Origin of the sequence: Nocardia sp. A7, assembly GCF_046549215.1 — a bacterium.
In the GTDB taxonomy this organism is placed as follows: domain Bacteria; phylum Actinomycetota; class Actinomycetes; order Mycobacteriales; family Mycobacteriaceae; genus Nocardia.
In genome coordinates this window covers 487,412-510,975 of sequence record NZ_JAJPWE010000005.1, presented here as the reverse complement: position 1 = coordinate 510,975, position 23,564 = coordinate 487,412, and the positions used below count along the sequence as shown (strand labels likewise).

The window sequence follows — 23,564 nt, the reverse complement described above, 5'->3', positions numbered from 1 at the left end:
AATGCGATCCGCAGGGTGGCCCGCTTCGAGGAGCCGGGTGGGGTCGAGTTCGGGCTATCGGGCGAGCGGTTCTATTGCCGCCCAGGGGGAACCGACATCGATCGAAATGATCGTGGTGTCATATCTCGCCATCGCTTGAACGCCCGGATGAAGTTCGCCGAATCCGTGTACCCGAGACGATTCGCGATCTGGGCTGTGGTCAGCGTCGAGTTCCGCAGCATTTCCTCGGCCAACGCCTGGCGCAGCTCATCGACCAATGCGCGAAACGACGTATTTTCCTCGACAAGACGCCGCGCCAGCGTCCGTGGACTCACGTTCAGCGCACCGGCCACCTCGGCGAGAGGCGGAATCCGTCCGGGTTCGCTCGTCAGGGCATCGCGCACCGCGCCGGCGAAACCGGTCCGGGCACGGCGCTTGCCGAGCAGATCGCGACACGCGGCTTCATAGCCGCGCCGGACCAGGTCATTGGCCTGCGGCAGGGGAGTGTCGAGCCAGGCCGAGTCGCCGACCAACTCGTTGCGATCGGCATCGAAAGACGGTTCTGTTCCGAACGCGTCGACGTAGCGGCTGGTGTCCGATGGCGCGGAGTGCCGGAAGCGCACCGAGGATGCCGGCACGTCGGTGCTCGTCAGGTCGCGCAGGATCGAAGTGATCGCCGCCGAAATCCGTTCCACCAGAATCGAAGCGACGTCCGGTGGTAGGGCGCTGCTGTCGATGGCGATGCCGACCTCGTCGGTGTCCACATATTCGGTGATGGTGATCGTGGTGAACACCCAGGCGAGTTCGACGAACTCCGCCGCCAGCTCGATGACATCGCGCAACGACCGGCTGGTGAGCAGTGCCATGCCCCACGAGCCGTGCATCCCTGCGTGATAGTTCGTCCCCACCTCGACCCAGAATCCGGGCTCGCCGCACCGCAACCCGTCGAGATTGCGTATCACTTCGAATTCTTGACGGGCGGTGATCTCAGCGAACGGATCATCGAGCACACCTGAATCGATGCCGGAACCGGCGAGGCACTCGTCCGCGGACCACCCACGACGAGCGGCGAGTTGGACCATCAGCTGGACACTCGCCGCACTGATCGGCAGGTGCTGATCGAACTCGAAAACCGCCACGTGGCGAACCTACCCACGGGTGGCAGAAAATGACAACCACATGGCGACGATAGCGCTGTCGCCGGTCCCACCGCCTTCGTAACGTGGTGAACTCGCGTATATCACGGCAGGAGCCTTCCAGTACATGAGTCCCGACTACGACGTCCTTGTCATCGGCAGCGGATTCGGTGGCAGTGTCTCGGCACTGAGGTTGACCGAGAAGGGATACCGAGTCGCGGTACTCGAGGCAGGCCGCCGATTCGCCGACGAGGATTTTCCGCGGACGTCGTGGAATATCCGCAAATTTCTGTGGGCACCCAAGCTCGGGTGCAAAGGGATCCAACGTGTCCATGTGCTCCCCGATGTCGTCGTCCTGGCGGGATCCGGTGTCGGCGGTGGTTCGCTCGTCTACGCGAACACCCTCTATGAACCCAAGTCGAACAACTTCTACGACGACCCCCAGTGGGCGCACATCACCGACTGGCGCGCCGAGCTCGCGCCCTACTACGACCAGGCCGAGCGGATGCTCGGCGTCCGACCGAATCCCACGCTCACACCCGCCGACGAGCTGATGCGAGAGGTCGCCGACGACATGGGCGTCGCAGACACCTTCACCATGGCACCGCTCGGCGTGTTCTTCGGTCGCGGCGAGGCGAAAGAACCATCGGTGACGGTCGCGGATCCGTACTTCGGCGGCGCCGGGCCCGCTCGAACCGGCTGCATCGAATGCGGGGGCTGCCTCACCGGGTGCCGCTACGGCGCCAAGAACACCCTCGTCAAGAACTATCTCTACCTAGCCGAGCAGGCCGGGGCCGCGGTATACGCGGAACGGACGGTGACCCGGGTAAAGCCCATGCCCCATGGCGGCTACGAAGTGACCGCCGTGGAAACAGGCGCGTGGTTTTCCGATCGCACTGCCGTCACATTCACCGCGGATCAGGTGATCTTCGCCGCGGGTACCTGGGGCACACAACAATTGCTGCACCGACTCAAGGCCGATGGCACGCTGCCGGGCATCTCCGATCGCCTGGGTACACTGACCCGTACCAATTCCGAAGCGCTCGTCGGTGTGACGACCAAAATGCGCAATCGCAAGAAATACGACTTCACTCGAGGCGTCACGATCACCTCGTCCATCCACCCGGACGAGCACACGCACATCGAACCGAATCGCTACGCCAAAGGCTCCAACGCCATGGGATTGATGGCGACAGTGATGACCGACGGAGGTGGCAGGTTCCCCCGCTGGCTGACCTGGATCGGACAGGTAGTGCGGCACCCTGGCCAACTGGCCTCGCTCTATCTCGGGATCCGCCACATGTCGGAACGCTCGATCATCGCGCTGGTCATGCAGACCCACGACAATTCTCTGACGCTCTATACCAAGAAGCGTTTCGGCCGGATCCGGGTAACGTCGCGACAGGGCCACGGCGAACCGAACCCGACCTGGATTCCGGTCGCCAACGAGGTGATGCGACGCGCGGCCCAAAAGATCGACGGGTTTCCGATGGGCACAGTCGGTGAGATATTCGACGTTCCACTCACCGCCCATTTTCTCGGCGGCTGCGCCATCGGCGAATCCCCCGAAGCCGGCGTCATCGACCCCTATCACCGCCTCTACGGCCATCCCGGTCTGCATGTGGTGGACGGCGCGGCGGTATCGGCGAACATCGGCGTCAATCCTTCATTGACCATTACCGCCCAGGCCGAACGCGCGATGTCGTTGTGGCCCAACAAAGGCGACACCGACAGCCGCCCGCACCTCGGCTCGCCCTACCAGCGGCTAGCCGCGGTGGCCCCCGCCGCCGCGACCGTGCCGACGCATTCGCCCGCCGCGCTGCGATTGCCCATCACCGTGGTCGGCGACCGATCCTCTTGCCGCAAGGAGCAGAACTGATGTCCATGTCCCTCGATGTGAACGCCCGTGCCGCACTACACACTGTGTATGCCGCGTTCCGCGCCGCCACTGCGCCGCAGCTGTCCGACCTCGTAGGTGATCACGATGGACAATTCGCCGGACCGCTCTGGTTGCGTGGTTGTGGACCGTTGACCGTGGCGATCACAGGAATGCGAGGCTGGTGCGGAAAGTCCTTCGTAGAACCGGCCGACTCCGATACCGACCTCTACGGGGTGAACCTGGTGCGTCGCCGTGGCACCATCGAGCCATCGATCCCGATTACCGCGCGGGTCGGTGCCTCACGCGTCGACGGCGAGCCGGCGTTGATCGTCAGCTATCCGGCGAGCGCACGATTTCCCTGGAACCGCGTCACCGACGAGCTCCGCCCGCTCAGCTTCGGAGTGCTTCTGGGTCTGACCTTCGGAATCCCGGGAGCCCCGTCCAGCGGCGCGCCGTTCGTCCTCCACCGTCGCGGATCCGCTGATTCATGACAGTTTCCGGGAGCGAAAGACATGTTGGACAGGGTGACCATTCACTTCGAGACCGCGCTGCGATGAGCCAGCACCTGACTAATATTGCTGAGCAACGCCTCAAACGCTCGGTTCGGAACAGTGCTCCATTCGGATCTGTTCCCGCTCATCCACCTAGCGACCCGGTTGAGATGGCCCACATCTGCCGCGGGCTCGTCACAGGCATGATCGAGGGCGGGGATGCTGTGGAAATGACGCAGCTAATTCGCGGGGCGGCTTTGGAGTGGGCGCGAGAAGGCGTACCAATCGACAATGTCCTGGCCGCTGTGCGCGAAGAAATTGAATCCGGGGCCAGCGTAATCATCAGCGGCTCACCGATCGGCGACAGCTCGAACCTGACGAGCGGGGTCGAGTGGATGCTCGAGGTGCTTGCGATGACCACTTCGGCTATCGCCGTCGCATATCTCGATCAAGGGGCTACAGAAGGTATCGAAAACCATTCTGCTGAAAATGCTCTGGCGTCGGCGATGCTGAGTGCTCGCTATCGCGCTACCAATCCACCGCGAGGAAACTGGGCAAGGGATCGAGGTGGCACGTCGGCTGAGTCTGGTTCGAGCTGAACTCGCCCGTCAATGTGACGACACTACGATGCCGGTACTGAATGTTGGCGGTAGAACGATTCTTCTCCCAGTTGTCTGTCGAGATCTTCTGAGGGGCAGCCCCGAGCCTGCTCGGTATTTCTGTTGCGCGGCTACGGCAGTTTCGGCACGATAAGTCGCCTGCGCACTGGACAGACCGGTCCAGCGCGATCCTGTGTCGGCCGAGGTGGAATCTGATCATGCCGACTTCCGCGGCAAACGACGAGTACACCGCGGGGGCGGTGCGTTTGCTGCGGTTCAACCGCCCGCTCAGCGCACTGTTCACCGCGAGGATCGTGTCCTACACCGGCGACTCGCTGAGCCTGGTCGCGCTCATGTTGCACGTCGCGAACACCACCGGTCAGGCCATCGCCGTCGCGCTGTTGCTGCTGGTCGGTGACTTCGTGCCGTCACTGTTGAGCCCGATCGCCGGCGCCGTCAGCGACCGCTTCGACCGGCGCCGGGTGATGATCATCTGCGAACTGGTTCAGGGAGCACTCGTCCTGCTCATCGCTCTGTCGCTGCCACCACTGCCACTGCTGCTCGTACTGGTCGCCGCGCGAGCCATCGCGGCGAACATCTTCATGCCCGCCTCGCGCTCCGTGGTTCCAGCGCTGGTTGCCGACAAAGAACTCCCGGTAGCCAATTCGGTGATCGGCTTCGGCGCAAACGCCGCCGAAGCCTTCGGCCCGCTGCTCGCGGCCGCCATGCTGCCGTTCCTCGGCGTCCGCGGTGTGCTCTTCGTCGACGCCGCATCGTTTCTGCTGTCGGCGGCAGTATTGCTCGCGATCGGCCCGATGCCACCGGAGCGCACCGAAGGCGTCCAGGAATCGCTGCTCACCCAGGCGAAGACGGGGCTCGGATATATTGCGCGCACCCCTGCACTCCGAATCATCTGCCTCGGCTTCTGCGCGGTCGTCGCTTGTAACGGTGTCGACGACGTCGCCCTGGTCCTGCTGGCGAAAGACACACTGCACTCCGCTGATTCAGCGGTCGGTCTGCTGCTCGGCGCGGTAGGCATCGGCCTGCTGATCGGTTACGCGCTGGTCGGACGCGTCGGCACCCGGCCGTCACTGACCGTACTGCTGATCGGCGGCTTCTTCGTCAGCAGCGCGGGCAATCTGCTCACCGGTCTCGCCTGGTCGGTGGCCGCGGCCTTCTCCGTGCAAGCCGTGCGCGGAATCGGTATCGCGGCAATGGATATCGCGTCGAGCACGCTGCTGCAACGCATCGTGCCGCCGGGAATGCTCGGTCGAGTCTTCGGAAACCTCTACGGCGCCATCGGTATCGCCGCCGCAGCATCCTACGTCGGTGGCGGCCTGCTCCTGGACACCACCGATGCGCCCACCACACTCATCGCGGCGGGCAGCGGCGGTATCGCAGTGACAGTGGCAGTCGCACTCACCCTGCCCCGTGCGCTACGCCGAAGCCTGGCAGACACTCAGAAGTGACCTGAACATCTGAATCCACAGGCCAACTACGCTGTGCCGCAACCGGGTTCACCCCGCCGTACTCCGCTCGCCCGACGCACCGAGGAAACCGAACCATGCTCAGCACGACTTACGAGGACACCCCCGTCATCCGCACCGACTATTCCAACCCCGCCCGATGGGACGAGATGTGCCGGGTCGCCACCACACCGAACGAGGAAGACTGCGCCGCCTACGTCGAGTTCCTCGAAGACCGCGCCTACCGGGATCTCACACTCGACCAGGTCCTTGACCTCGTTCCGGACAGCTTCGGGCACCGAATGCTCATCGTGGCCGACGCGACCACGATGAGCCTTACCGAATTTCCCCTGCTGTGTGTCGATCTGGAAACCGAGACCTATGGACGCGCACTCCGGGTGATCGCCGCGGAGTTGCACTCGATCGAGAACAACATCTCGATAGTCAACATGGACTTCATCGAATTCATCGACGCCGCCCACAGCGACGGAATATTCCGAGGATTCTGAGTCCGCAACCCGGTGGCGGCAGCTGTCATCAGGCACAGCTCGGCAGATCGCGCAAAGCTGCCGTCGGCGGACCGTGCATCTGCCTACAGGGGCGAGATCGACTCGCGCTCTGTCTGATTCACGCTCGCTTCGATGACGCTGCCGGGTTGTAGCGTCGGGGGAAGGTTCGATGCTTCGGTGTAGGTGTAGGCCACACGCCGGGCTTGATGGACGAGTTCAGACAAACGCGGGTGCGTCGCGGTGGTGGGGTAGGCCAGTCCGAAGCCGATGGTCGGTGCGTCGGGCACTGTGACGGCGACGACGTGGTCGCCGATACGTGTCGTCACGTCGCGGCTGGCCAGTATCGACCGACCCTCGAGGCGGATCAGGTCGACGATCTCGTCGAGCGGTATCGGTGGGCAGTCGGCCATGTGGCCTGGCAGTTGTCCGACTTCTTCGACGCAAAGCGCGGAATGGCTTGCCAGCGGGTGGTTTTCCGGGAGCAGGATGACTGTTGGTTGCTCGACGAGTTCGTCGACGGCCATGCTCGCGGGAGCCTGAGACAGGCAGAGTAGCGCGACGTCGGCTGCCCCGGACAGGACTGCGCCGCCGGGATCTCGTTCGAGGATCACCCGGAGCGGAAGTGGGTCGGGCTGTCGGGCGGCACGTTCGAGGATGTCGTGTAGGAGTCCGGAGCCGGTGGCCGGGCGGACTGCGATCACCAACTCCCGCCGCCGTGCGGCGGCGCCGGTTCGATCGATCAGGGCCTGTAGTTCCGCCAGGATGGTCCTCGCGTCGGCGACGAACTCGGCACCTGCCGCGGTGAGCGCAACCGAGCGGCTGGTGCGTGCGAACAATGCGGCGCCCAGTCGACGTTCCAGGCGCGCGATCGCCCGGGACAGCGGGGGCTGCGCAATTCCCAGCCGGGCGGCGGCACGGGTGAAGTTGAGTTCCTCGGACAGGGTGACGGCGTACTCGAGGTCCCTGATCTCCAGATTCATACCTTCAGGGTATAGCTGGTAGGTGGAACGGGGCATAGCTCCCGGCCGGGACAGGCGATGAACTGTTCGGTATGAACCCCCTCGTGTCGAACTCCGCTGTTGTCACCCCGTCTCCCCATCGTCTTGTCTCGGAGGTCTTCGCGCGTTACGTGCGCGCCGCCGACAATCGGGACCCGGAGGCCATGAGGTCAGTCTTCTGGGAGAGCGCGACAGTGTCCGTCTTCTACCGGGGCGAGGGCGATCCGCAACTGCTCGCCGAACTTGCGGGCTCGGCGACGATCGCGACTGCCGTGACCACGGCCATGGCACCTCACCCACCACGGAATCGGAGCCACCACACCACAGTGAATCCGCTTGTCTCCGTCGCCGGTGACACGGCACGATTCGATGCCCAGTTCATCGTCTACAACGCCCGTGGTGCGGCACGCCCCGCTTCGGGCTGGCCTACAGACGCGGTCGGAGCGCAGGGGGTCATCACCCCGATCGAGTGCGGGTATCTGCAGGTGGATCTGCGATTCCACGATCGTGAATGGCGGATCTCGCACCTGCGGATCGAACACGATCTGCCCTACGCCTTTCCCGCCCAGTGAACCCGATACCCGCTGTGCTGTCGTGGGAATCGGCGGCGTGTCCGGGAACGCGTGGCTTACCGCCGCCGACCGTGCGTTGTTCACCCGCGCACAGATTCGGCCCGGGGAAACGGTTCTCGTCCATGGCGCGGGTGGCGGGGTAGCCACCGCCACCATCGTTGCGAGCGGGCGGCGGCTTGGTCAGCCTCGGTCCACGGTGAGCAGCAGCCGCGGGCACGGGACCGTCGTTGCCATTCGAGTACGCCTCATGCTAGCGTCCAGACAAGTGTCCAGGTAAGTGTCCAATACTTCCTTCTCGCCTGTGGTGTCGAAGATTCGGCGGGTCGGGTGCTCGGCATGGACACCCCGAAGACCTAGCTGAGGAGATCGACATGGCGATTGTGCAATCGCTGCCGCGGGCGTCCGATGGTCGACGTCGTCTCGGGTTGAGCAGTCCGGTGCACGGGGGAGCCGTCGGCGACATCGTGGTGAGCACGCCGGAGGAGGTCGAGCAAGCGGTTGCCCGTGCCCGGGTCGCCCAGGTGGCGTGGGCGGCACGTCCGGTGCGTGAACGCGCTGCCGTTATCCGTGCGGCGGTCAGTGTCTTGATCGCCCGGCAGGACGAAGTCGTCGATACCATTCGGGCCGAATCCGGCAAGCCGCGGGTCGAAGCCTTGGCGATCGAAATCCTGGCCTCGTGCGACTTTCTGAACTTTTGGAGCCGCCGAGCCAAGAGGGATCTTGCCGATCATCGTGAGCGCTTGCACGGCTATATCCGTCCGTTCAAGAAGCTCACCGTGCACTACCGCCCGCTGGGCGTCATCGGCGTGATCACGCCGTGGAACGCGCCGTTCGTGCTGTCGATGAATCCGGTGGCGCAGGCGCTGTTGGCAGGCAACGCCGTACTTCTCAAGCCCTCGGAAGTCACACCGCATTCGGGCGGCTGGGTGGTGAAGATCCTGCACGAAGCCGGTGTTCCGGCGGATGTGCTGCAGCTGATTCATGGCGACGGCGAGACGGGCGCTGCCCTCGTTGACGCCGAGGTGGACAAGATCTCGTTCACGGGCAGTGTCGCTACCGGCCGGAAGGTCGCCGAAGCCTGTGCGCGGCGGCTGGTTCCCTGCACATTGGAACTGGGCGGCAAGGACGCCATGATCGTCTGCGACGACGCCGATATCGAACGGGCCGCGGAGGGTGCGGTCTACCTGTCGATGTTCAACAGCGGCCAGGTGTGTCTGAGTGTGGAGCGCATCTATGTCGTGGAAAGCGTTGCCGACGAGTTCATTCGGCTGGTCACGCAGAAGGCGCAGTCGCTGACCTACGGCGCCGGTGACAGCACTGATATGGGTCCGATGTGCTGGGATCGCCAGGTGGCGATCGTCACCGGACACCTGGAAGACGCGAAACGCCGCGGCGCCGTGCTGCTGGTCGGGGGTGAAGCCGACACCGGCGAGGGATTGTTCGTCGCACCCACGGTCGCGGTCGACGTCACCCATGACATGGAATTGATGCGGGAGGAGACTTTCGGCCCCGTCGCGGCGATCATGCGGGTCGCGGACGAGGAGGAAGCGATCCGGCTGGCCAACGATTGTCAGTATGGGCTCAGCGGCAGTGTCTTCACCAAGGACACGGCGAAAGCGTTGCGTATCGCCAAGCGTCTCGACACCGGATCGGTTGTCCACAATGACGCCGCCGTGATCTACGGAGTGCCGGAGGCGCCCTTCGGCGGCCGGAAAAGCAGCGGCCTCGGGCAGACGAACGGCCGCCATGGCCTGCGCGGATTCACCCACGCTCAGCCGATTCTGCTCGACCGGTGGCAGTTGAAGCGGGAACGGATCTGGTATCCGTACACCGAGGAGTCGGTCGCGGCGATCGCAGGCACGCTGAAGTACGGGTTCGGCAGCGCGATCGCGCGACGCCTGATGTCTTGACGGCAATTCGGGATGGCAGCAGACATTCTGTTGGACCACACCGCGATTCGATGCGGTGTGCATGTGGTCGATTGAGCGGAGAACGGGATGAATGGCGAGCGATCGTTGCGGGGGGCGTGGGGCGGTCGTGGTCGGCGGAAGTCGGGGGATCGGCTTCGCTGTTGCCGCGCTACTGGCCAAGAACGGTGCGGGAGTAGTGATCAATGGGCGGGACGAGGCGGCCGTCGCCAGGGCGGTCGAGGCGATCACGCTGTCCGGAAATTCGGCTGTGGGGGTGGCGGGATCCGCGGCCGATGCGGCCGTCGCGACCCGAGCGATCGACGTCTGTGTCGAAAAGTATGGCGCCATAGACATTCTCGTCAACTGTGCGGGAGTCGCCGAACCCCCCGCGTCGTCGATTCTGGATGCGAAGCCCTGGGATTGGCGGGCCCAGCTGGATTCGCATCTCACCACGGTGTTCAACACCTGCCGCGCCGCCGCGCCTCGGATGGTCGAGAAGGGTCGGGGTGCGATCATCAATACCAGCTCGTTCGCCTACCTCGGCGACTACGGCGGAACGGGGTACCCAGCAGGCAAAGGGGCGGTAACCAGTCTGACGTTGGCGATCGCGGCGGAGTTGAAAGAGCACGGAGTTCGGGCGAACGTCGTGTGCCCCGGCGCGAAGACGCGCCTTTCCTCCGGATTTGCCTACGAGGCCCGGATTCTCGAACTCTATCGGCGGCAGATGCTCGACGAGACAATGATGCGCAGTTCGCTCGACGCTCCCCCCGCGGACTATGTGGCGCCGCTCTATCAGTTCCTCGCCAGCGATCTCGCGGCCGACATCACCGGTGAAATCTACATCGCGGCAGGCGGATTCGTCGGCCGCTTCGAACGCCCTACCCCGACCCTCGTGGGCTACCGGGACCATCGGGACGCGCCGCCGTGGACGATGGCGGAGTTGCGTCAGCTGATCCCCGACCGCGGCGCGGATCCCTCGAAAGCAGCGGGCTGAGCACGAGCGCGACCCTGTCCGATCTACTATCCATGGAAGGTGCGCTCATGGCCTTTGTCATCACCCAGCGATGCTGCAACGACGCGAGCTGCGTTTCGGAGTGTCCGGTCGACTGCATCCGGCCGCGACCCGGAGATCCCGATTTCGCGAACGCCGAGATGCTGCATATCGATCCCGATACCTGCATCGACTGCGGCGCCTGCATGGACGCCTGTCCCGTGGACTCGATCTACGATGCCGATGACCTGCCCGTGAACCTGCTGCGGTACGCCGAGATCAATGCCGCCTATTTCCAGCACTATCCGCTCGACACCGATATCACCGTCGACGCCGCGCCTGCCCGATTGCCGCGTGGGGCGGGCCGGTTGCGCGTGGCGATCGTCGGCACCGGGCCCGCGGCCTGTTACGCCGCCGAGCATCTGCTCAGCCGTGGCGATGTGGAGGTCGAGATGTTCGATCGCCTGCCGACGCCGTGGGGGCTGGCTCGGTACGGTGTCGCTCCCGACCACCCCGAGACGCGCGGCGTCACCACCATGTTCGCGTCGGCCTTCAAACGCGACTCGATCCGATTCCACCTCAATGTCGAAGTCGGGCGCGATATTTCGCATGCCGAACTGTTGCAGCACTGCCACGTGGTGATCTACGCGGTCGGCGCCTCCGCTGATGGCCGACTGCACATACCCGGCGAGGATCTGCCGGGCAGTCACTCGGCGACCGAATTCGTGGCCTGGTACAACGGGCACCCCGATTACGCCGACCACAGCTTCGACCTGTCCGGCGAGCGGGCGGTCATCGTCGGCAACGGCAATGTGGCGCTGGACATCGCGCGAGTACTGTCCACTGATCCCGATCAGCTCGCGGGCACCGACATCGCCGATCATGCGCTGGAAGCGTTGCGCCACAGCAATATTCGCCAAGTTCTGCTACTCGGCAGACGTGGCCTCCGCCAGGCCGCCTACACCGGCCCGGAATTCCTCGCGCTCGGGCAATCGTCCGCTACCGACATCGTCATCGATCCCGCCGATATCGATGACGACGTGGTCGCCGCCCTGTCGGATCCGGCCACCGATCCGACGACCCGCCTCAAGCTGAACCTGGCGCGCGAGTACAGCACGCGGGGTACCACCGACGCGCCTCGACTGGTCGACTTCCGGTTCCGTGTCACTCCTGTCGCACTGACGGGTGGAGGCCGAGTCGAATCACTTCTATTGGCACACAACGAGATTCATGACAGCACCCAGGGTCCGGTGGCTGTGGCGACCGAGCGCGTCGAAACCATCGATACCTCCCTGGTGCTGCGTGCTGTCGGCTACCGCGGCAGGCAGGTACCCGGTGTGCCGTTCGATCCCGCCAAGGGCATCATCCCCAACGACGGCGGCCGGGTGCTCGACAGCGCGGGCGCGGTGCTGCCCGGTGTCTATGTCGCCGGGTGGATCAAGCGCGGGGCGCGGGGCGTGATCGGCACCAACCGCGGCGACGCGGAGCAGACCGTCGCCGGAATCGTCGAGGACTACACTGCCGGGCGCCTGCGCGCACCAGGGGGCGACCGTGAAGATCTCCTGGCACTGTTGTCCCGCCGCTGCCCGAATCTCGTCGACCGGGACGGATGGGCGCTGATCGACGCCGCGGAACGCGCCAACGGCGCTGCGGCGGGCCGTCCTCGCGTCAAGTTCACCCGGGTCGAGGACATGGTCGAGACCGCACGCGCACGATAACAACGAGCGTGCCGATATTCTCGGCGGACCTCGGGAATCACCTTCTCGCCGAGGAGATCCTGCTACAGGCTCCCGGTCGCGCGGATTCAGGCCTGCGTGGTGAATTCGCTGTCGAGTGCTGCCAGTATGTGTTCGGCTTGCCGACGAAGCAGACGTAGTTGGTGCTCGGGGGTGAAGCGGTCGGGGTCGAACACGGCCTGAAGACCGATGCCGTCGATGACGATCATCAGTGACTCGGCGGCGTCTTCCAGCGCGGGGCCGGTGCGGTACCCGGCGGTGACGAGCACAATTTCCAGAGCTTCGCGCCACGCCTGATAGCGGGCGCGTTGTTCGGCAGCAAGGTCGGCGTCGTAGATGGCCCAGTCCCAGAACGCGATCCACACTCGCCATTCGACGCCACGGACCTCGTCCATCGGTAGGCACTGGCACAACAGCTCGTAGACGTCGGCGTTGCCGGTGGCCATGGCGGTGATCCGTTCGGCGACCGCAGTGGAAGCCGCGCTCAGCGCGCTGCGCAGTACCGAGTGTTTGTCGCTGAAGTAGTGGGTGACCATCCCGGTGGTACACCCGGCTTGGGCGGCGATGTCGCGCAGGCTGGTGTTGGCCAGTCCCTGGGCGGCCACCACCTGGCACGCCGCAGCACTGATCGCTCGGCGTCGTTGTTCGTGATCGACGATCTTCGGCATTGACAAGATACGTTACATCATGAATATTACGTAACAGTGGTTATGAAAACTCGGTCAAGTGATCTGCTGTCCCGGGCGGCAACGAGTCGCGACGACCTGAATACCCGGCAATGGAGACACCATGTCCGTCAACACTTTTGCCGAGCACCCGCACCAGCGCCATATCAAGACAATGATGCTGGTCACCGACCTCGGTTTCCTCGGCTACTGGATTGTCACCGCCTTGGGCGTGCTCAGCGTCGGCCCCGACCCCTTTCTGCGACAATGGAATTGGTCGTTCCTCGGCCTGGACCTCGCAGCGATCGGTCTGGGCCTGGCCGGGCTCGCGCTCGGCTCGCGATCGGCGGTCGGGCTGCAGGTCATTGTCGTGTCGTTGGCATTGACCGCTGCCGCCGGCCTGATGGCGCTGAATTTCTACGTCATCCGCGGCGACTACAGCCTGATGTGGTGGATTCCCAACATGTGGCTGTTCCTCTTCCCGGTCGCCGCGCTGGCCACTATCGTGCGGCCCGCGAAGGCCCCGACACCGGGCTAGGTGACCTCGGGATCGTTGGTATTTCTACTCTGACCAGCGAGCCCGAATCCTGGCACGATTTCGTTCATGACCGACCGAATACTGATGAAGGCCGTTCTGATGTTGCCCATGACCGGCGTTCTGGCTGGTGCCGGGGTGTATGCGGCAATGCTGGTGGCCGGACACGTCGAGGGCCGCAGTGGAGAGGTCGGTGCCGCACTCGCGGTGGTTGCGGTCATCGGTTGCGCAGCACTGTTGGCGAGGGCGTGGTGGCCACTTGCATCGGGTCCGATAGTGCTGGTTGCCGTGGCTTCGACAGTCGGAATGTCGGTTCTGACAACAGCGGCCACCATCACGGTGGCGGCAGAACCCTATGCTGCGCTCGCATGTGCGGACAGCACCGGTGACGACTTCTGCGGGCTGGGTGTTCTCGGTTTCGTACCGACTTATGCTGCGGTTGTGCCCTGGACGCTGGCCGGCATCCCTGGATTATTGATCGTCGTCAGCGCACACAGGCTTGCACGTGCTCGACGCTCGTCCGCGCAGTCGCCACTTGCGTAAGGTGATCCTCCGCTGGGCAGCCGCACCGTCGATATCGGTGAGCACTACCCGGTGGCCCGATTCGGCGAAGCGCCGGGCAATGGCGAAACCGATACCGCGGCCGGCGCCGGTGACAACTGCTGTGGTGATCATCTTCGGACCTCAGAGCGCACGCGACACGAAAAGCTCGTGCCCACATCACAAAATTGTGCTGCTCCGCTGTGCTGTTGATCGCGTAGCTCACCGCCGCAACTCCGAGGTTCAAGCCTTCGGCTTGCTGCTCCTCCGGTCAACAGGGTACTTTTCGGTGTACACATGTTCACTGAAAATGGGTGGGCCTGTTGCGAAACCTCGGCCTCCCGATCTGAGCGGAATACCAAATGACAACCGAGATCACCTTCCTCAGCCGCGGCACGCAGTGCGCGGCCTGGCATCTCCCCGCCCGCGTGAACACGCTTGCCGGCTCCGCCGGCCGACCAGCCGTTGTCATGGCCCACGGTTTCGCTTGCACGCGCGACAGCGGGCTGCTCGGCTACGCCGAAGCATTCGCCGATGCCGGCATCGACACCCTCCTGTTCGACTACCGCGGGTTCGGCGCCTCTGAAGGCACTCCCCGCCAAGACGTGTCGTTTCGACGACAGCGCCAGGACTACCACGCTGCTGTCGCTGCGGCCCGGCGATTACCGGGTGTGGATCCCGACCGCATCATCGTCTGGGGAACGTCGTATTCGGGCGGTCATGTTCTCGCCGTCGCGGCACAGGATCCACGGATCGCCGCGGTCATCTCGATGACGCCCGCGACTGATGGTCTGGTGACCTTGGCCCACGCCGCGCGGCGCGGTGGGATCGGTCATTTGGCACGAGCGATCTCCCACCTCGGGCTCGACGTCGTGCGGGCACTCGCCCGAAGGACACCGCATCATGTACCGGTCTTCGGGTTGCCGGGTTCGGCGGCGATGATCATCACGACCGCGGAATCGATCGACGCCATCACCTCGATCGCAGGACCCACCTGGCGCAACGAGGTCTGTGCCCGAACCGCTCTCGAAATCGGGCTGAACCGGCCGACCACCTTCGCCGGTCGCGTGTCCTGCCCGGTCCTTTTCCAGGTCGGGAGCATCGACAGTATCGCGCCACCGGCCGCGGCGCGACGGTCGGCGGAGAAGGTGGAATCGGGAGCTCAGTTGCTCGAGTACCCGATCGATCACTTCGACGTCTACGAAGGCCCGTGGCAAAAGCAGGCGGTCGGCGATCAGCTGCGGTTCCTGTCCGAGATCCTCACATCCCAGCCCATGCCCGATCACGAGCGGCACTCACCCGCAGTCGGTTGATGTCTGCGACCTGACGAGCGGTGTTGGCCAGGCCGGACGCGGCGCCCGCATGTCCCCCTGGTCCGGGTGTGGTCTGTCGGCGGACGGTCCAAGTCCACGTCGTGGTGTCGATGTCACCGCCCCGCCACCCCTGGCGATGATTTTTCCAGGCGGTGACCGTCAGTACTGGTATGCGATTGAAGGATAAGAGTGCGGTGGTCTACGGGGCGGCCGGCAGTATGGGTGGCGCGGTCGCGCGAGCGTTCGCACGACAGGGCGCCCACGTGTACCTCGCTGGACGAACACAGTCGACGCTCGACACTGTGGCCGCCGAGATCACCGACTCGGGAGGCCGTGCCACGGTGGCTCGACTCGATGTATTCGACCGATCGGCAGTCGAAGCCAACGCGGATCGAATCGTCGAGCAGACCGGCAGTCTCGACATCTCCTTCAATGCGATAGGGATGCAAGCACTGCAAGACGTGCCACTCGTTGATATGGAACTCGAGGACTTCATGGCACCGATCGTGGATGCGGCACGTTCGCATTTCATCACCACCACAGCGGCTGCCCGGCGGATGACTTCGCAGGGTTCCGGGGTCATCGTGCTGCTGTCCAGCTCAGCGGCGGGGGAGTCGCGCCATCGGATGGGCGGGTTCAACATAGCCTGTGCGGGAATCGAAGCCCTCAATCGCAGTCTGGCCGGCGAGCTGGGGCGCGACGGGGTGCGGGTCGTGTGTATCTGCCCGGTCTTCACCCCGGAGACGGTTCCTGGTCTGTCCGAGGAAGACCTCGGGCCACTGGTACGCGACACGCTTTCGGGGCGACTTCCCCGCTTGGCCGAGGTCGCCGAGGCGGCGGTTTTCGCCGCCTCCGATGGTGCAGGCGCGATGACTGGCGCGGTCCTCAACCTCACCTGCGGAGCACTGGTCGACTGAATCGGCACCCGCCCGAATCGTAGTGGTTCCGATGCGCGGTATCGCGAGAGCTACGGTCGCCGGAATAGTGGAAGGCGGGCGCCGGTCACCGACTCACATCAACTGGGTATGGCTCGATCGGCGGGAGCGCATCGTGTGGCGCGATGTGTGCAGCCGTGTGTGCTCGGGCGGCGATGCGTCGTGGGTCGTCGACAGGTAGTGAGTCGATGAGGATTCGGCGTGGGTGCGAGGACGTCCCGGTCACCAGATACTTCTGGCCGGGACGCACTCTACGGGCTTCTTCGATCATCTCCTCCGTCACAACAGTTTTCGGGGTGCGCACGGCCGCAGCGGTATCGGTGTCATGGAGTGCATCGCTGACGATGCGGCGCGGATCGTATTGCCGCAGGTTCAACGATTCCCATTCGGTGCGTTTCAATGGGATCCCCATGTCGCGTTCCGCTGCGTTGCGTGTGGTTTCGACGAATTGGCGCAACGTGCGGACGGACCGGGCGAGCTGGTGGGCGTATCCCGGCAGGCGCCCGGGGCCGAGTACGAGCCCGGCGATGATGGCGACAAAGAACAGTTTCTCGAAGGTCAAGCCGAACATAGTGTGGCTCCGGATTTCAGCAGATCGGGGACAGGGCAGCGCTATCGGAGGTGAGTGCGCGTCGGGCCGCCCGCTTGTCGTGCACGGTGGTGATCGCGACGGCGGCACCGAAGAGCGCCGACATCGGTAGCGCGACTATGAACATGGACAGCACGTCGGCGGCCGGGGTAACCAGGGCGCTGAAGAGTGCGATGACGACGACGATGATCCGCCAACTGCTGCGCAGCCTGTGCGCCGACAGCAGCCCGAGGCAGTTCAACATCACCAACAATGCGGGCAGGACGAAAGCGATCCCGGTCGCCAACACGATCTTCATGACGAAGTCCACGTAGTACGAGGCGTTGAGGATCGTGCTGTCCTGGTCGGAGGCGAAGCCGGCGAGCACACTGACCATGCGGGGGAAGATGAGGAATCCGAAGGCACATCCGGCGGCGAAGAGCGGGGCAGCGGCAGCGGAGAATCCGATCACGTATTTCTTCTCACGGCGGGTCAAACCAGGGGTGAGGTACGCGAAGAGCTCACGTAACCAGACCGGGCTCGACACGATCACGCCCGTGAACAGTGCGATTTTCAGTTCGAGGTCGAACGCGCCGGTGACGGTGTCGTAGTTGAGGCTGGCCTGGCGGGATCGGGCGAGTTCTTCGATGGGTGCGCGGAGAATGTCGAGGATCTGATCGGAAAGAAAGAAACCGACGATCACGCCGACGAGCAGCGCCACCGCCGCGCGTGTCGCGCGGCGGCGTGCCTCGCGCAGATGCCCGGCCAGCGGCATCGTCGATCGCGCAGCGGTGTTCGCGGTCATGCCGCGTGTCGGTACGCAGCCGCGGTCGCCACGTCCGCGGCGGTGACCGGCGCCTCCGGGTCGCGGGTGGCGGTGGAGATGTTGTCTCGCGGTGCTGGTGTTTCCTCACGCACCTCGTCTTTGAGAATTCGCATCGACTGGCCGATGCCCTTGGCCAGGGACGGCAGCTTGGTCGAGCCGAAGACGAGGAGCAGGATCGCGAGGACGATGAGAGCGTGCCAGCCAGTGAGGTTGTGCAACATGGTGTTTCCTTCGGTGGTGGGGGATGAAAGGTGGTCAGTTCGTGCTTGTCGAGCCGGCGGCGGGCGGTCCGCCCGCCGGGGGAGCGCCGTTGCCCATCGGGGGTTGTCCGCCGCCGGGTCCGCCGCCGCCAGGGGCCCCGCTGACTGTGGGTTCGGTGGTGGCGTCGATCGCTACCGCCAGCGACCCGACGTAGCCGGTGGTGGCGTCACCGGAGTACGTGCCCATCTGCAGGTCGTAACCGTCGCTGAAGATGCCGTCGTTTTCGATGCTGCCGATCTGGGCCAGGTTCTGCGCTGATCCCGGGTAGGTATCGAGCTGGTAGATCGCGTCGACCATCTCCTGGGGGAACGCGAGCTGCGAGGTCGCGATCGCGTTCTCGACGTTGGTCGCCGAATCGACGTCGGGGTAGATCTCGAAGTGGATGTGGGTCCAGCGGCCGGTGTAGCAGCCGGGGACGATGGTCTGGAAGGTTGCGTTGCCGTCTGCGTCGGTGGCCTTAATTCCACGGAGATAGGTTTCGTCTTCGGCGCCTTCGGAGTACATCGAGTACAGACCCGCCGCATCGCACTGCCAGACGTACACGGCGGCACCCTCGAAAGCGCTGTTGCCGTTCGCGATGTCGGTGACGGTGAAGGTGAGCGAGAGTGGGACACCGCTGACGGTGGTCCCACCGTCGAGGCTCGAGGTGATGTCGCCGCGGACGATTCCCGATTCTTCGAGAACGTTCACCCCGTTCGTTCCGTCGGCCGGGTAGGGGCCGTTGGTCTCCTCGGGGATCTCGCTGGTGGCGATCGCCGATGTGGTCGATGCGGTTGAATCGGTGGCGTTGGAGGTGTTCGAGCAGGCAGCGAGCGCAATTGCTCCGGCTCCAGCGCCGACGACACTCAGAACCCTGCGACGGGTGACCAGGGTCGCGACGTCGAAGCCTGCGCCTTGATCGACGACTTCTTCGGTGGGGCGATCGAGCAAGCGTCCTTCGTAGGTGGGTCCGGCGGGAGTGTTCTTCGGTTCGGGTACACGGGTCATCCCTGATTTCTCCTTCGATGCGGCAATTGGCGACTCGGTACTGCCAATACTCGGTGCCGATCCGGTGAGGACCCTGACCCTCAGCTGGAAGGTTGCTGGGAACCGTAGCCACGTTTCCGAGAACCATGAAGTAGCCGCCGTGCTTCGGTCCGCGCGAGGGCGGAATCTACCGCGGGGCGATGAGTGTGGTCATCGCGGTGCGGTAGGGGAAATCCGCGACTGCGCACTGATTCGGAGAGGGGTGTGTGGCGGTCATTCTGGAGTTCGTTCGATCGACCGACGAACAGCTTCGCTACCCGAGAAGGGTTGGACCGCAATGCTTCACGACGCCGCGTTCTTGCTCGCCGACCCCGACTACTTCCAGCCCGTCGAGCGCACCGATCCGGGTCGGCGATATGCCCCCACATCGCCACCGGCCGGGTGGGCGCGGGGGGAATCGGGGGTGTGGACCTATTGGATGCCGCCCGAGGTTGTCCTGCCTGATCAGGGCTGGAAGGTTCATGTCTCCAGTTCGCTGGACAACACCCATCTGGTGTTGGACGTCGTCGCCGGCGTGTGTGGCGAGCTCGGGGTGCCGTTCAAGCATCTGACCGGGCGGACCTTCTTCGGGTGGTTGCACAGCAAGCACGGCAGTCGGGTGCAGAGCGGGAAATTCTGTGCGCTCTATCCGCCGACACCGCAGTGTGCGCACGAGGTGCTGGTGCGGCTGGAACGCGAACTCGCCGGCATCGCGGGACCGTACGTGCTGACCGACCGCCGGTTCGGGAGCTCGCAGTGTGTGTCCTATCGGTTCGGTGCGTTCCGCCCGAGCTATCGCCTGCAGGCCGACGGTTCCAAGTTGCCCACGTTGCGGGGCGTCGACGGTACGGAGGTCCCCGACGAGCGAAGGCCCGAATTCTTCTTGCCCACCGGGGTGGTGGATCCGTTCGCGCCGTCGCCGGAACCGGTCGGCGACGAGTCCGAGGTCAGCTTTCACGGCTACACCTTCGAGGCGGTGCTGCGCCACAGCAATGCGGGCGGCGCCTATCGGGCCCGTGATCTGGCGGGGACAGCCTGTTTCGTCAAGGAGGCCCGCGGCCACAACGGTTACGTCGGCGTGCAGGATGCGCGGCGACGTCTCGAGCAGGAGTACCTGACGTTGCGCGCGCTGCACGCGGCGGCGCCCGGACTGGCGCCGCGACCAGTCGAGTTGTTCACCGAGTGGGAGCACACCTACCTCGTCACCGAGTTCGTGCCGGGTCGCACGCTCACCAGCTGGATGGTCGCCACGACACCGCTGATCCACGCGGGTGCGAACGCGGCGACGATCGCCGACTACTACCGGCGCTGCCGCCACATTCTCGACCAGGTCACCGCGCAGATCGCCACCTTGCACCGGCTCGGCTACGCCTTCGTCGACATCAGCCCGGGCAACGTGCTCATCGCCGACGACGACACCGTGCGGCTGATCGACGTGGAAGCTGTTCAGCGACTGGATCATCCACTCGGACTGCTGTCCACCCCGGGCTTCATGCCGCCGGAGTTGCGTACGACCGCGGGGCGTTCGAAGGCCGACCCGCGCTATGTCGACTCCTATGGGTTGGCCGCGCTCGCGCAGATGCTCATCTTCCCGATGCACGAAGTGGCCGAGCGGTCACCGCAGTGCTTGGACCATCTCCTCGCCGACCTCACTGAACTGGCGCCACCACCGCGGCCGCTGTGGGACGCGGTCGTGCGCTATCGGGGCAGCGAACATGGGCCGAGTCTGCCGGATCCGGGCGCTGTCCGGGCCGACCCGGTTGCCGCGCTGCACTGGCTGCGCGACCGCACCGCTGATGCGTTGGTCCAGACGTCCGATCCGTATCCCTTCGGGCCGGAAGGACATAGGACCAATACGCGCGGTATCGCCCACGGTACGGCAGGCGTGCTGCACGCATTGCGACTGGCGGGGCGCGCCATCGACCCGGCGGTGGTCACGCGATTGCGCGATGAATCCCTGACCGCGCGCGGCGACACCTGCCCCGGCCTGCTGTTCGGCAATGCCGGAATCGCCTGGGTCCTCGACGATCTCGGTGAACGCGAGGCAGGCTTGGCATTGCTCGCCGCCGCGAGCGAGCATCGCTTGAGTACCGAATCGGCCACCTGGGGCGGAGGTGCGGCCGGTGTTGCCATGGCGCACTTGGCATTTCACCATCGGACCGGCGACTTCGCCCACCTCGAACACGCCCACCGACTGCTCAGCGGGTTGCCCGAGGATCTGGTTCCCCTACTGGGCGCCGACAATGCTTCCGGGCTGGTGCACGGCAGACCCGGTGTCGCGTTGGCGCTGTACTATCTGGCCGCGTTCACCGGCGAGCAGCAGCACTTCGAGCGCGGCCTGCGGCTGCTGCGCGACGAACTCGTCCATGCGGAGCCGATCCCGGTGGACGCCCTGGGTTTTCGCGCCTCGGAGCGCGACCTGCGCGTCATGCCCTACCTCGCATCCGGGAGCGCAGGTTATGCGCAGGTGCTCGCTCGGTATCTGAACAACTACGACGAGCCGGAGCTGGCGGACAGTCTGCGCGGTTGCCTGCGAGCACTGAGTATCCGATTCACGGCCGCTCCCGGACTCTTTCACGGGCAAGCGGGAATGGCTCTGGTACAAGCGGATTCGGCACTTCGAGCCGACCTCCCGGTGTCGCGATTGACCGCACTGTTCAAATACGCGATCCCCGGCGAGACCGGCGTGCGCTGGCTCGGCGGACACGGTCAACGACTCAGCGCCGACCTGGCGACCGGATCCGCGGGTGTCCTACTGGCCCTGCACCACGCCCTGACCGGCTTCCCTGATCCGTTGTTCACCCTCGACGCGGCCTTGCCCGCGCTGGTAGCCCAGCCCGTCGAGCGGTAGACGACCACCAGACCACACACCCCACCACACCCCAGAGGAGGTGAACATCATGATCCAGATCCTGAAGCTGCAGGCCGAGACCGCCAAGAACGACGGCGAAGACGCCGGCTGGAGCACCCTCAGCATGGCCAACTGCACCAACGGCCACGAAATGCTCTGAGCCCCAATCGATCCGAATACACCTGAAGGGAGGTGATCACCATGGTCGAGATCTTGAAGCTGCAAGCCGCGACCGCCAAGAACGAGGGCGAGGACGGCGGCTGGAGCACCTGGAGCGTCCAGAACTGCACCAATGTTCACGAAATGTAGTGAGCACCAGTCATTCGAAGGGAGGTGAACACCATGACCCAGATCCTGAAACTGCAGGCCGAGACCGCCAAGAACGACGGCGAAGACGCCGGCTGGAGCACCCTCAGCATGCAGAACTGCACCAACGCCGTCGAGGCGTAGAGGCACGAAACATCCGCTGGGCGCGGGCCTGCCAGGGCCCGCGCCCAGCGATTCTTCTCCGTTATCCGGCAAGGAACCGATCATGGGCGATCTACTCTCGACACGACAGATTTCGGATCTGCGGCGCTACACCGTCGCCCAGGTCGCCTCCACCTTCGGAAGCGCGCTGACCAGCACCACCGTCTCCGTTACCGCTGTCGCTGTCCTCGGCGCGGGACCGCGCGAGGTGTCACTGGTGGTCGCCGCGTCGGCGGTGCCGCCACTGGTACTCGGACCTTTCGCCGGCGTTCTGCTCGACCGAGTGAGCCGACCACGAAGGTTGCTGATCGTCGCCGATCTGATCGCGGCTTCGGCGATCGCGGTCTGTGCGGTGGCTGCGTTCGCGCGCGTACTGACCGTGACCACTCTGATCGGTCTGTCCCTGACCCTCGGGGTGACCGGGGTTGCGCGAGCGGGACTGTACTTTTCACACTTGAGCACCCTCGGCGTGCGCGATCTGAGCACCACACGAGCACGGCTGCAATCGAATTCGCTGCTCGCGCGCTCGGCCGGGGCGTCGGTGGCGGGGCCGTTGCTCACCGCCGTCGGCGCGGCGGTGATGTTCAGCTGCGATGTGCTGACCTATCTGTTCAGCGCCTTTTGCCTCGCGGGCCTGTCGACACCCGATCACCGGGAGACCGCTCAACGCGGCGGCATCGCCCGCGAATTCGCCGATGGGGTACGTGTGCTGCGCGACTCGAAGGTACTGGCCGCTTTGGCGCTGTATCTGCTGATCGGCGGCGCGGCGTCCGGCGGTGTGGCTGCCATGCGCGCGGTGTTCCTGCTCAACGACATACGAATCCCGGTATCCGCGTACGGTATTCCCGCTGTTGCCGCCACCTTGTCCGCGGCGCTCGGCGCGCTTGCGGCACCACGCATCCTCGCTGCCGGGATCTCGGCCGACCGAGTGCTGCGAGTGACCGTTCTCGCCGCGGCGTCCTGCGCGCTCGCGCTACCCCTGACCACCGGATCGTTGCCCCTCGCCCTGCTGATCGTGTGCGCGAGTACCGCGCTGCCGACGTTCTTCGGCGCGATCATGAACATCGCTCTGATCACGGTGATGGGCACCGACGTGGGTGACCGCTACTTCGCGCGCGTGGGGGCACTGCTCGGCACCGGCACCACCGCGGCCAACCTGGTGGGCGCGCTACTCGGCGGCGTGCTGGGCGAACACTTCGGCGTCCGCACCGGGATCTGGGTGTTCGTGCTCGCTGACCTGTTGGCCGCCGTCGCCTTCGCCGCGGTGTTCGCCCGGCGTCGTTGTGCGGCCTCTGCGAGTTCCCACAGGCAGACCGCGAAGGCATAGCTCC

At 65.0% G+C, this 23,564-nt stretch carries 23 protein-coding genes; 15 read left to right on the top strand and 8 right to left on the bottom strand.

The genetic code is table 11. The features are described from left to right. Window positions 1–71: 71 nt before the first annotated feature. The gene (locus ACLJPD_RS27900; protein ID WP_410876124.1) at window positions 72–1,118 is read right to left on the bottom strand and encodes an AraC family transcriptional regulator; all 1,047 of its coding nucleotides are present in this window, start codon (window positions 1,116–1,118) and stop codon (window positions 72–74) included. Between the two features lie 124 nt (window positions 1,119–1,242). Here ACLJPD_RS27900 and ACLJPD_RS27895 point away from each other — a divergent pair, with 124 nt between their 5' ends. From ACLJPD_RS27895 to ACLJPD_RS27875, 5 genes are all read left to right on the top strand, one after another. Next, on the top strand, window positions 1,243–2,994 hold the full coding sequence (locus tag ACLJPD_RS27895) for an FAD-dependent oxidoreductase (RefSeq protein ID WP_410876123.1): 1,752 nt from the start codon (window positions 1,243–1,245) through the stop codon (window positions 2,992–2,994). Then, on the top strand, window positions 2,994–3,485 hold the full coding sequence (locus ACLJPD_RS27890; RefSeq protein ID WP_410876122.1) for a hypothetical protein: 492 nt from the start codon (window positions 2,994–2,996) through the stop codon (window positions 3,483–3,485). Before ACLJPD_RS27895 ends, ACLJPD_RS27890 begins: the two co-directional genes overlap by 1 nt. Window positions 3,486–3,547: 62 nt before the next feature. Then, entirely contained in the window at window positions 3,548–4,084 is a 537-nt protein-coding gene (locus ACLJPD_RS27885; protein WP_410876121.1) for a hypothetical protein, read from the top strand. A 218-nt stretch (window positions 4,085–4,302) separates the two neighbouring features. Next, window positions 4,303–5,553: an MFS transporter gene (locus ACLJPD_RS27880; RefSeq protein ID WP_410876120.1), complete on the top strand. Its 1,251-nt coding sequence runs from the start codon at window positions 4,303–4,305 to the stop codon at window positions 5,551–5,553. A gap of 95 nt (window positions 5,554–5,648) precedes the next feature. Then, entirely contained in the window at window positions 5,649–6,059 is a 411-nt protein-coding gene (locus ACLJPD_RS27875; RefSeq protein ID WP_410876119.1) for a DUF6924 domain-containing protein, read from the top strand. A gap of 83 nt (window positions 6,060–6,142) precedes the next feature. Here ACLJPD_RS27875 and ACLJPD_RS27870 read toward each other — a convergent pair whose 3' ends face one another. After that, window positions 6,143–7,039: a LysR family transcriptional regulator gene (locus tag ACLJPD_RS27870; RefSeq protein WP_410876118.1), complete on the bottom strand. Its 897-nt coding sequence runs from the start codon at window positions 7,037–7,039 to the stop codon at window positions 6,143–6,145. A gap of 71 nt (window positions 7,040–7,110) precedes the next feature. Here ACLJPD_RS27870 and ACLJPD_RS27865 point away from each other — a divergent pair, with 71 nt between their 5' ends. The 4 genes from ACLJPD_RS27865 (at window position 7,111) to ACLJPD_RS27850 (ending at window position 12,248) form a co-directional block, all read left to right on the top strand. Beyond that, window positions 7,111–7,629, top strand: a complete 519-nt coding sequence (locus ACLJPD_RS27865; protein WP_410876117.1) for a nuclear transport factor 2 family protein — start codon at window positions 7,111–7,113, stop codon at window positions 7,627–7,629. A gap of 371 nt (window positions 7,630–8,000) precedes the next feature. Next, window positions 8,001–9,539 (top strand): aldehyde dehydrogenase family protein, encoded by a 1,539-nt coding sequence (locus tag ACLJPD_RS27860; protein WP_410876116.1) that lies wholly within the window; start codon window positions 8,001–8,003, stop codon window positions 9,537–9,539. A gap of 91 nt (window positions 9,540–9,630) precedes the next feature. Further along, window positions 9,631–10,533 (top strand): SDR family NAD(P)-dependent oxidoreductase, encoded by a 903-nt coding sequence (locus ACLJPD_RS27855; RefSeq protein WP_410876115.1) that lies wholly within the window; start codon window positions 9,631–9,633, stop codon window positions 10,531–10,533. A 47-nt stretch (window positions 10,534–10,580) separates the two neighbouring features. Beyond that, on the top strand, window positions 10,581–12,248 hold the full coding sequence (locus ACLJPD_RS27850) for a 4Fe-4S binding protein (RefSeq protein WP_410876327.1): 1,668 nt from the start codon (window positions 10,581–10,583) through the stop codon (window positions 12,246–12,248). An 86-nt stretch (window positions 12,249–12,334) separates the two neighbouring features. On the opposite strand, the gene ACLJPD_RS27845 is transcribed toward ACLJPD_RS27850, so the two are convergent. After that, on the bottom strand, window positions 12,335–12,934 hold the full coding sequence (locus ACLJPD_RS27845; RefSeq protein ID WP_410876114.1) for a TetR/AcrR family transcriptional regulator: 600 nt from the start codon (window positions 12,932–12,934) through the stop codon (window positions 12,335–12,337). 121 nt (window positions 12,935–13,055) lie between these two features. Between ACLJPD_RS27845 and ACLJPD_RS27840 the strand changes: the two genes are divergently transcribed. Together ACLJPD_RS27840 and ACLJPD_RS27835 are read left to right on the top strand one after the other, a co-directional pair. Next, window positions 13,056–13,469, top strand: a complete 414-nt coding sequence (locus ACLJPD_RS27840) for a DUF5360 family protein (protein WP_410876113.1) — start codon at window positions 13,056–13,058, stop codon at window positions 13,467–13,469. A 66-nt stretch (window positions 13,470–13,535) separates the two neighbouring features. Continuing rightward, complete coding sequence (locus tag ACLJPD_RS27835) at window positions 13,536–14,009, top strand: hypothetical protein (protein ID WP_410876334.1); 474 nt, start codon at window positions 13,536–13,538, stop codon at window positions 14,007–14,009. Here ACLJPD_RS27835 and ACLJPD_RS27830 read toward each other — a convergent pair. After that, a complete protein-coding gene (locus tag ACLJPD_RS27830; protein WP_410876112.1) occupies window positions 13,938–14,141 on the bottom strand; it encodes an SDR family NAD(P)-dependent oxidoreductase in 204 nt (67 codons plus the stop codon). The two genes, ACLJPD_RS27835 and ACLJPD_RS27830, sit on opposite strands and share 72 nt — an antisense overlap. Before the next feature lie 227 nt (window positions 14,142–14,368). On the opposite strand from ACLJPD_RS27830, the gene ACLJPD_RS27825 reads away from it, so the two are divergent. Together ACLJPD_RS27825 and ACLJPD_RS27820 are read left to right on the top strand one after the other, a co-directional pair. Next, the gene (locus ACLJPD_RS27825) at window positions 14,369–15,319 is read left to right on the top strand and encodes an alpha/beta hydrolase (protein ID WP_410876111.1); all 951 of its coding nucleotides are present in this window, start codon (window positions 14,369–14,371) and stop codon (window positions 15,317–15,319) included. A gap of 170 nt (window positions 15,320–15,489) precedes the next feature. Continuing rightward, window positions 15,490–16,236, top strand: coding sequence for an SDR family NAD(P)-dependent oxidoreductase (locus ACLJPD_RS27820; RefSeq protein ID WP_410876110.1), 747 nt, complete (start codon window positions 15,490–15,492; stop codon window positions 16,234–16,236). An 85-nt stretch (window positions 16,237–16,321) separates the two neighbouring features. On the opposite strand, the gene ACLJPD_RS27815 is transcribed toward ACLJPD_RS27820, so the two are convergent. From ACLJPD_RS27815 to ACLJPD_RS27800, 4 genes are read right to left on the bottom strand one after another with little or no spacing between them, the layout of a single operon-like run. Continuing rightward, window positions 16,322–16,825, bottom strand: coding sequence for a twin-arginine translocase TatA/TatE family subunit (locus ACLJPD_RS27815; protein WP_410876109.1), 504 nt, complete (start codon window positions 16,823–16,825; stop codon window positions 16,322–16,324). 16 nt (window positions 16,826–16,841) lie between these two features. Then, complete coding sequence (gene tatC / locus ACLJPD_RS27810; protein WP_410876108.1) at window positions 16,842–17,627, bottom strand: twin-arginine translocase subunit TatC; 786 nt, start codon at window positions 17,625–17,627, stop codon at window positions 16,842–16,844. After that, window positions 17,624–17,869, bottom strand: a complete 246-nt coding sequence (locus tag ACLJPD_RS27805) for a twin-arginine translocase TatA/TatE family subunit (protein WP_410876107.1) — start codon at window positions 17,867–17,869, stop codon at window positions 17,624–17,626. The genes tatC and ACLJPD_RS27805 overlap by 4 nt, the downstream gene beginning before the upstream one ends. A gap of 34 nt (window positions 17,870–17,903) precedes the next feature. Next, complete coding sequence (locus ACLJPD_RS27800; RefSeq protein WP_410876106.1) at window positions 17,904–18,896, bottom strand: 3,4-dioxygenase subunit beta; 993 nt, start codon at window positions 18,894–18,896, stop codon at window positions 17,904–17,906. A gap of 316 nt (window positions 18,897–19,212) precedes the next feature. On the opposite strand from ACLJPD_RS27800, the gene lanKC reads away from it, so the two are divergent. Together lanKC and ACLJPD_RS27790 are read left to right on the top strand one after the other, a co-directional pair. Beyond that, window positions 19,213–21,765, top strand: a complete 2,553-nt coding sequence (gene lanKC, locus ACLJPD_RS27795; protein WP_410876105.1) for a class III lanthionine synthetase LanKC — start codon at window positions 19,213–19,215, stop codon at window positions 21,763–21,765. Window positions 21,766–22,297: 532 nt separating this feature from the next. Beyond that, window positions 22,298–23,560 (top strand): MFS transporter, encoded by a 1,263-nt coding sequence (locus ACLJPD_RS27790; protein ID WP_410876104.1) that lies wholly within the window; start codon window positions 22,298–22,300, stop codon window positions 23,558–23,560. The last annotated feature ends 4 nt before the right edge of the window (window positions 23,561–23,564 follow it).

What these genes read in the sequence shown, in the direction of transcription:
- ACLJPD_RS27870 (WP_410876118.1), bottom strand. Translation starts at nt 7,039, where the DNA reads ATGAATCTGGAGATCAGGGACCTCGAGTACGCCGTCACCCTGTCCGAG.
- ACLJPD_RS27865 (WP_410876117.1), top strand. Translation starts at nt 7,111, where the DNA reads ATGAACCCCCTCGTGTCGAACTCCGCTGTTGTCACCCCGTCTCCCCAT.
- ACLJPD_RS27820 (WP_410876110.1), top strand. Translation starts at nt 15,490, where the DNA reads ATGCGATTGAAGGATAAGAGTGCGGTGGTCTACGGGGCGGCCGGCAGT.
- ACLJPD_RS27860 (WP_410876116.1), top strand. Translation starts at nt 8,001, where the DNA reads ATGGCGATTGTGCAATCGCTGCCGCGGGCGTCCGATGGTCGACGTCGT.
- lanKC (WP_410876105.1), top strand. Translation starts at nt 19,213, where the DNA reads ATGCTTCACGACGCCGCGTTCTTGCTCGCCGACCCCGACTACTTCCAG.
- ACLJPD_RS27815 (WP_410876109.1), bottom strand. Translation starts at nt 16,825, where the DNA reads ATGTTCGGCTTGACCTTCGAGAAACTGTTCTTTGTCGCCATCATCGCC.
- ACLJPD_RS27805 (WP_410876107.1), bottom strand. Translation starts at nt 17,869, where the DNA reads ATGTTGCACAACCTCACTGGCTGGCACGCTCTCATCGTCCTCGCGATC.
- ACLJPD_RS27845 (WP_410876114.1), bottom strand. Translation starts at nt 12,934, where the DNA reads ATGCCGAAGATCGTCGATCACGAACAACGACGCCGAGCGATCAGTGCT.
- ACLJPD_RS27835 (WP_410876334.1), top strand. Translation starts at nt 13,536, where the DNA reads ATGACCGACCGAATACTGATGAAGGCCGTTCTGATGTTGCCCATGACC.
- ACLJPD_RS27890 (WP_410876122.1), top strand. Translation starts at nt 2,994, where the DNA reads ATGTCCATGTCCCTCGATGTGAACGCCCGTGCCGCACTACACACTGTG.
- ACLJPD_RS27800 (WP_410876106.1), bottom strand. Translation starts at nt 18,896, where the DNA reads ATGACCCGTGTACCCGAACCGAAGAACACTCCCGCCGGACCCACCTAC.
- ACLJPD_RS27840 (WP_410876113.1), top strand. Translation starts at nt 13,056, where the DNA reads ATGTCCGTCAACACTTTTGCCGAGCACCCGCACCAGCGCCATATCAAG.
- ACLJPD_RS27885 (WP_410876121.1), top strand. Translation starts at nt 3,548, where the DNA reads ATGAGCCAGCACCTGACTAATATTGCTGAGCAACGCCTCAAACGCTCG.
- ACLJPD_RS27855 (WP_410876115.1), top strand. Translation starts at nt 9,631, where the DNA reads ATGGCGAGCGATCGTTGCGGGGGGCGTGGGGCGGTCGTGGTCGGCGGA.
- ACLJPD_RS27895 (WP_410876123.1), top strand. Translation starts at nt 1,243, where the DNA reads ATGAGTCCCGACTACGACGTCCTTGTCATCGGCAGCGGATTCGGTGGC.
- ACLJPD_RS27790 (WP_410876104.1), top strand. Translation starts at nt 22,298, where the DNA reads ATGGGCGATCTACTCTCGACACGACAGATTTCGGATCTGCGGCGCTAC.
- ACLJPD_RS27875 (WP_410876119.1), top strand. Translation starts at nt 5,649, where the DNA reads ATGCTCAGCACGACTTACGAGGACACCCCCGTCATCCGCACCGACTAT.
- ACLJPD_RS27825 (WP_410876111.1), top strand. Translation starts at nt 14,369, where the DNA reads ATGACAACCGAGATCACCTTCCTCAGCCGCGGCACGCAGTGCGCGGCC.
- ACLJPD_RS27850 (WP_410876327.1), top strand. Translation starts at nt 10,581, where the DNA reads ATGGCCTTTGTCATCACCCAGCGATGCTGCAACGACGCGAGCTGCGTT.
- ACLJPD_RS27880 (WP_410876120.1), top strand. Translation starts at nt 4,303, where the DNA reads ATGCCGACTTCCGCGGCAAACGACGAGTACACCGCGGGGGCGGTGCGT.
- tatC (WP_410876108.1), bottom strand. Translation starts at nt 17,627, where the DNA reads ATGACCGCGAACACCGCTGCGCGATCGACGATGCCGCTGGCCGGGCAT.
- ACLJPD_RS27830 (WP_410876112.1), bottom strand. Translation starts at nt 14,141, where the DNA reads ATGATCACCACAGCAGTTGTCACCGGCGCCGGCCGCGGTATCGGTTTC.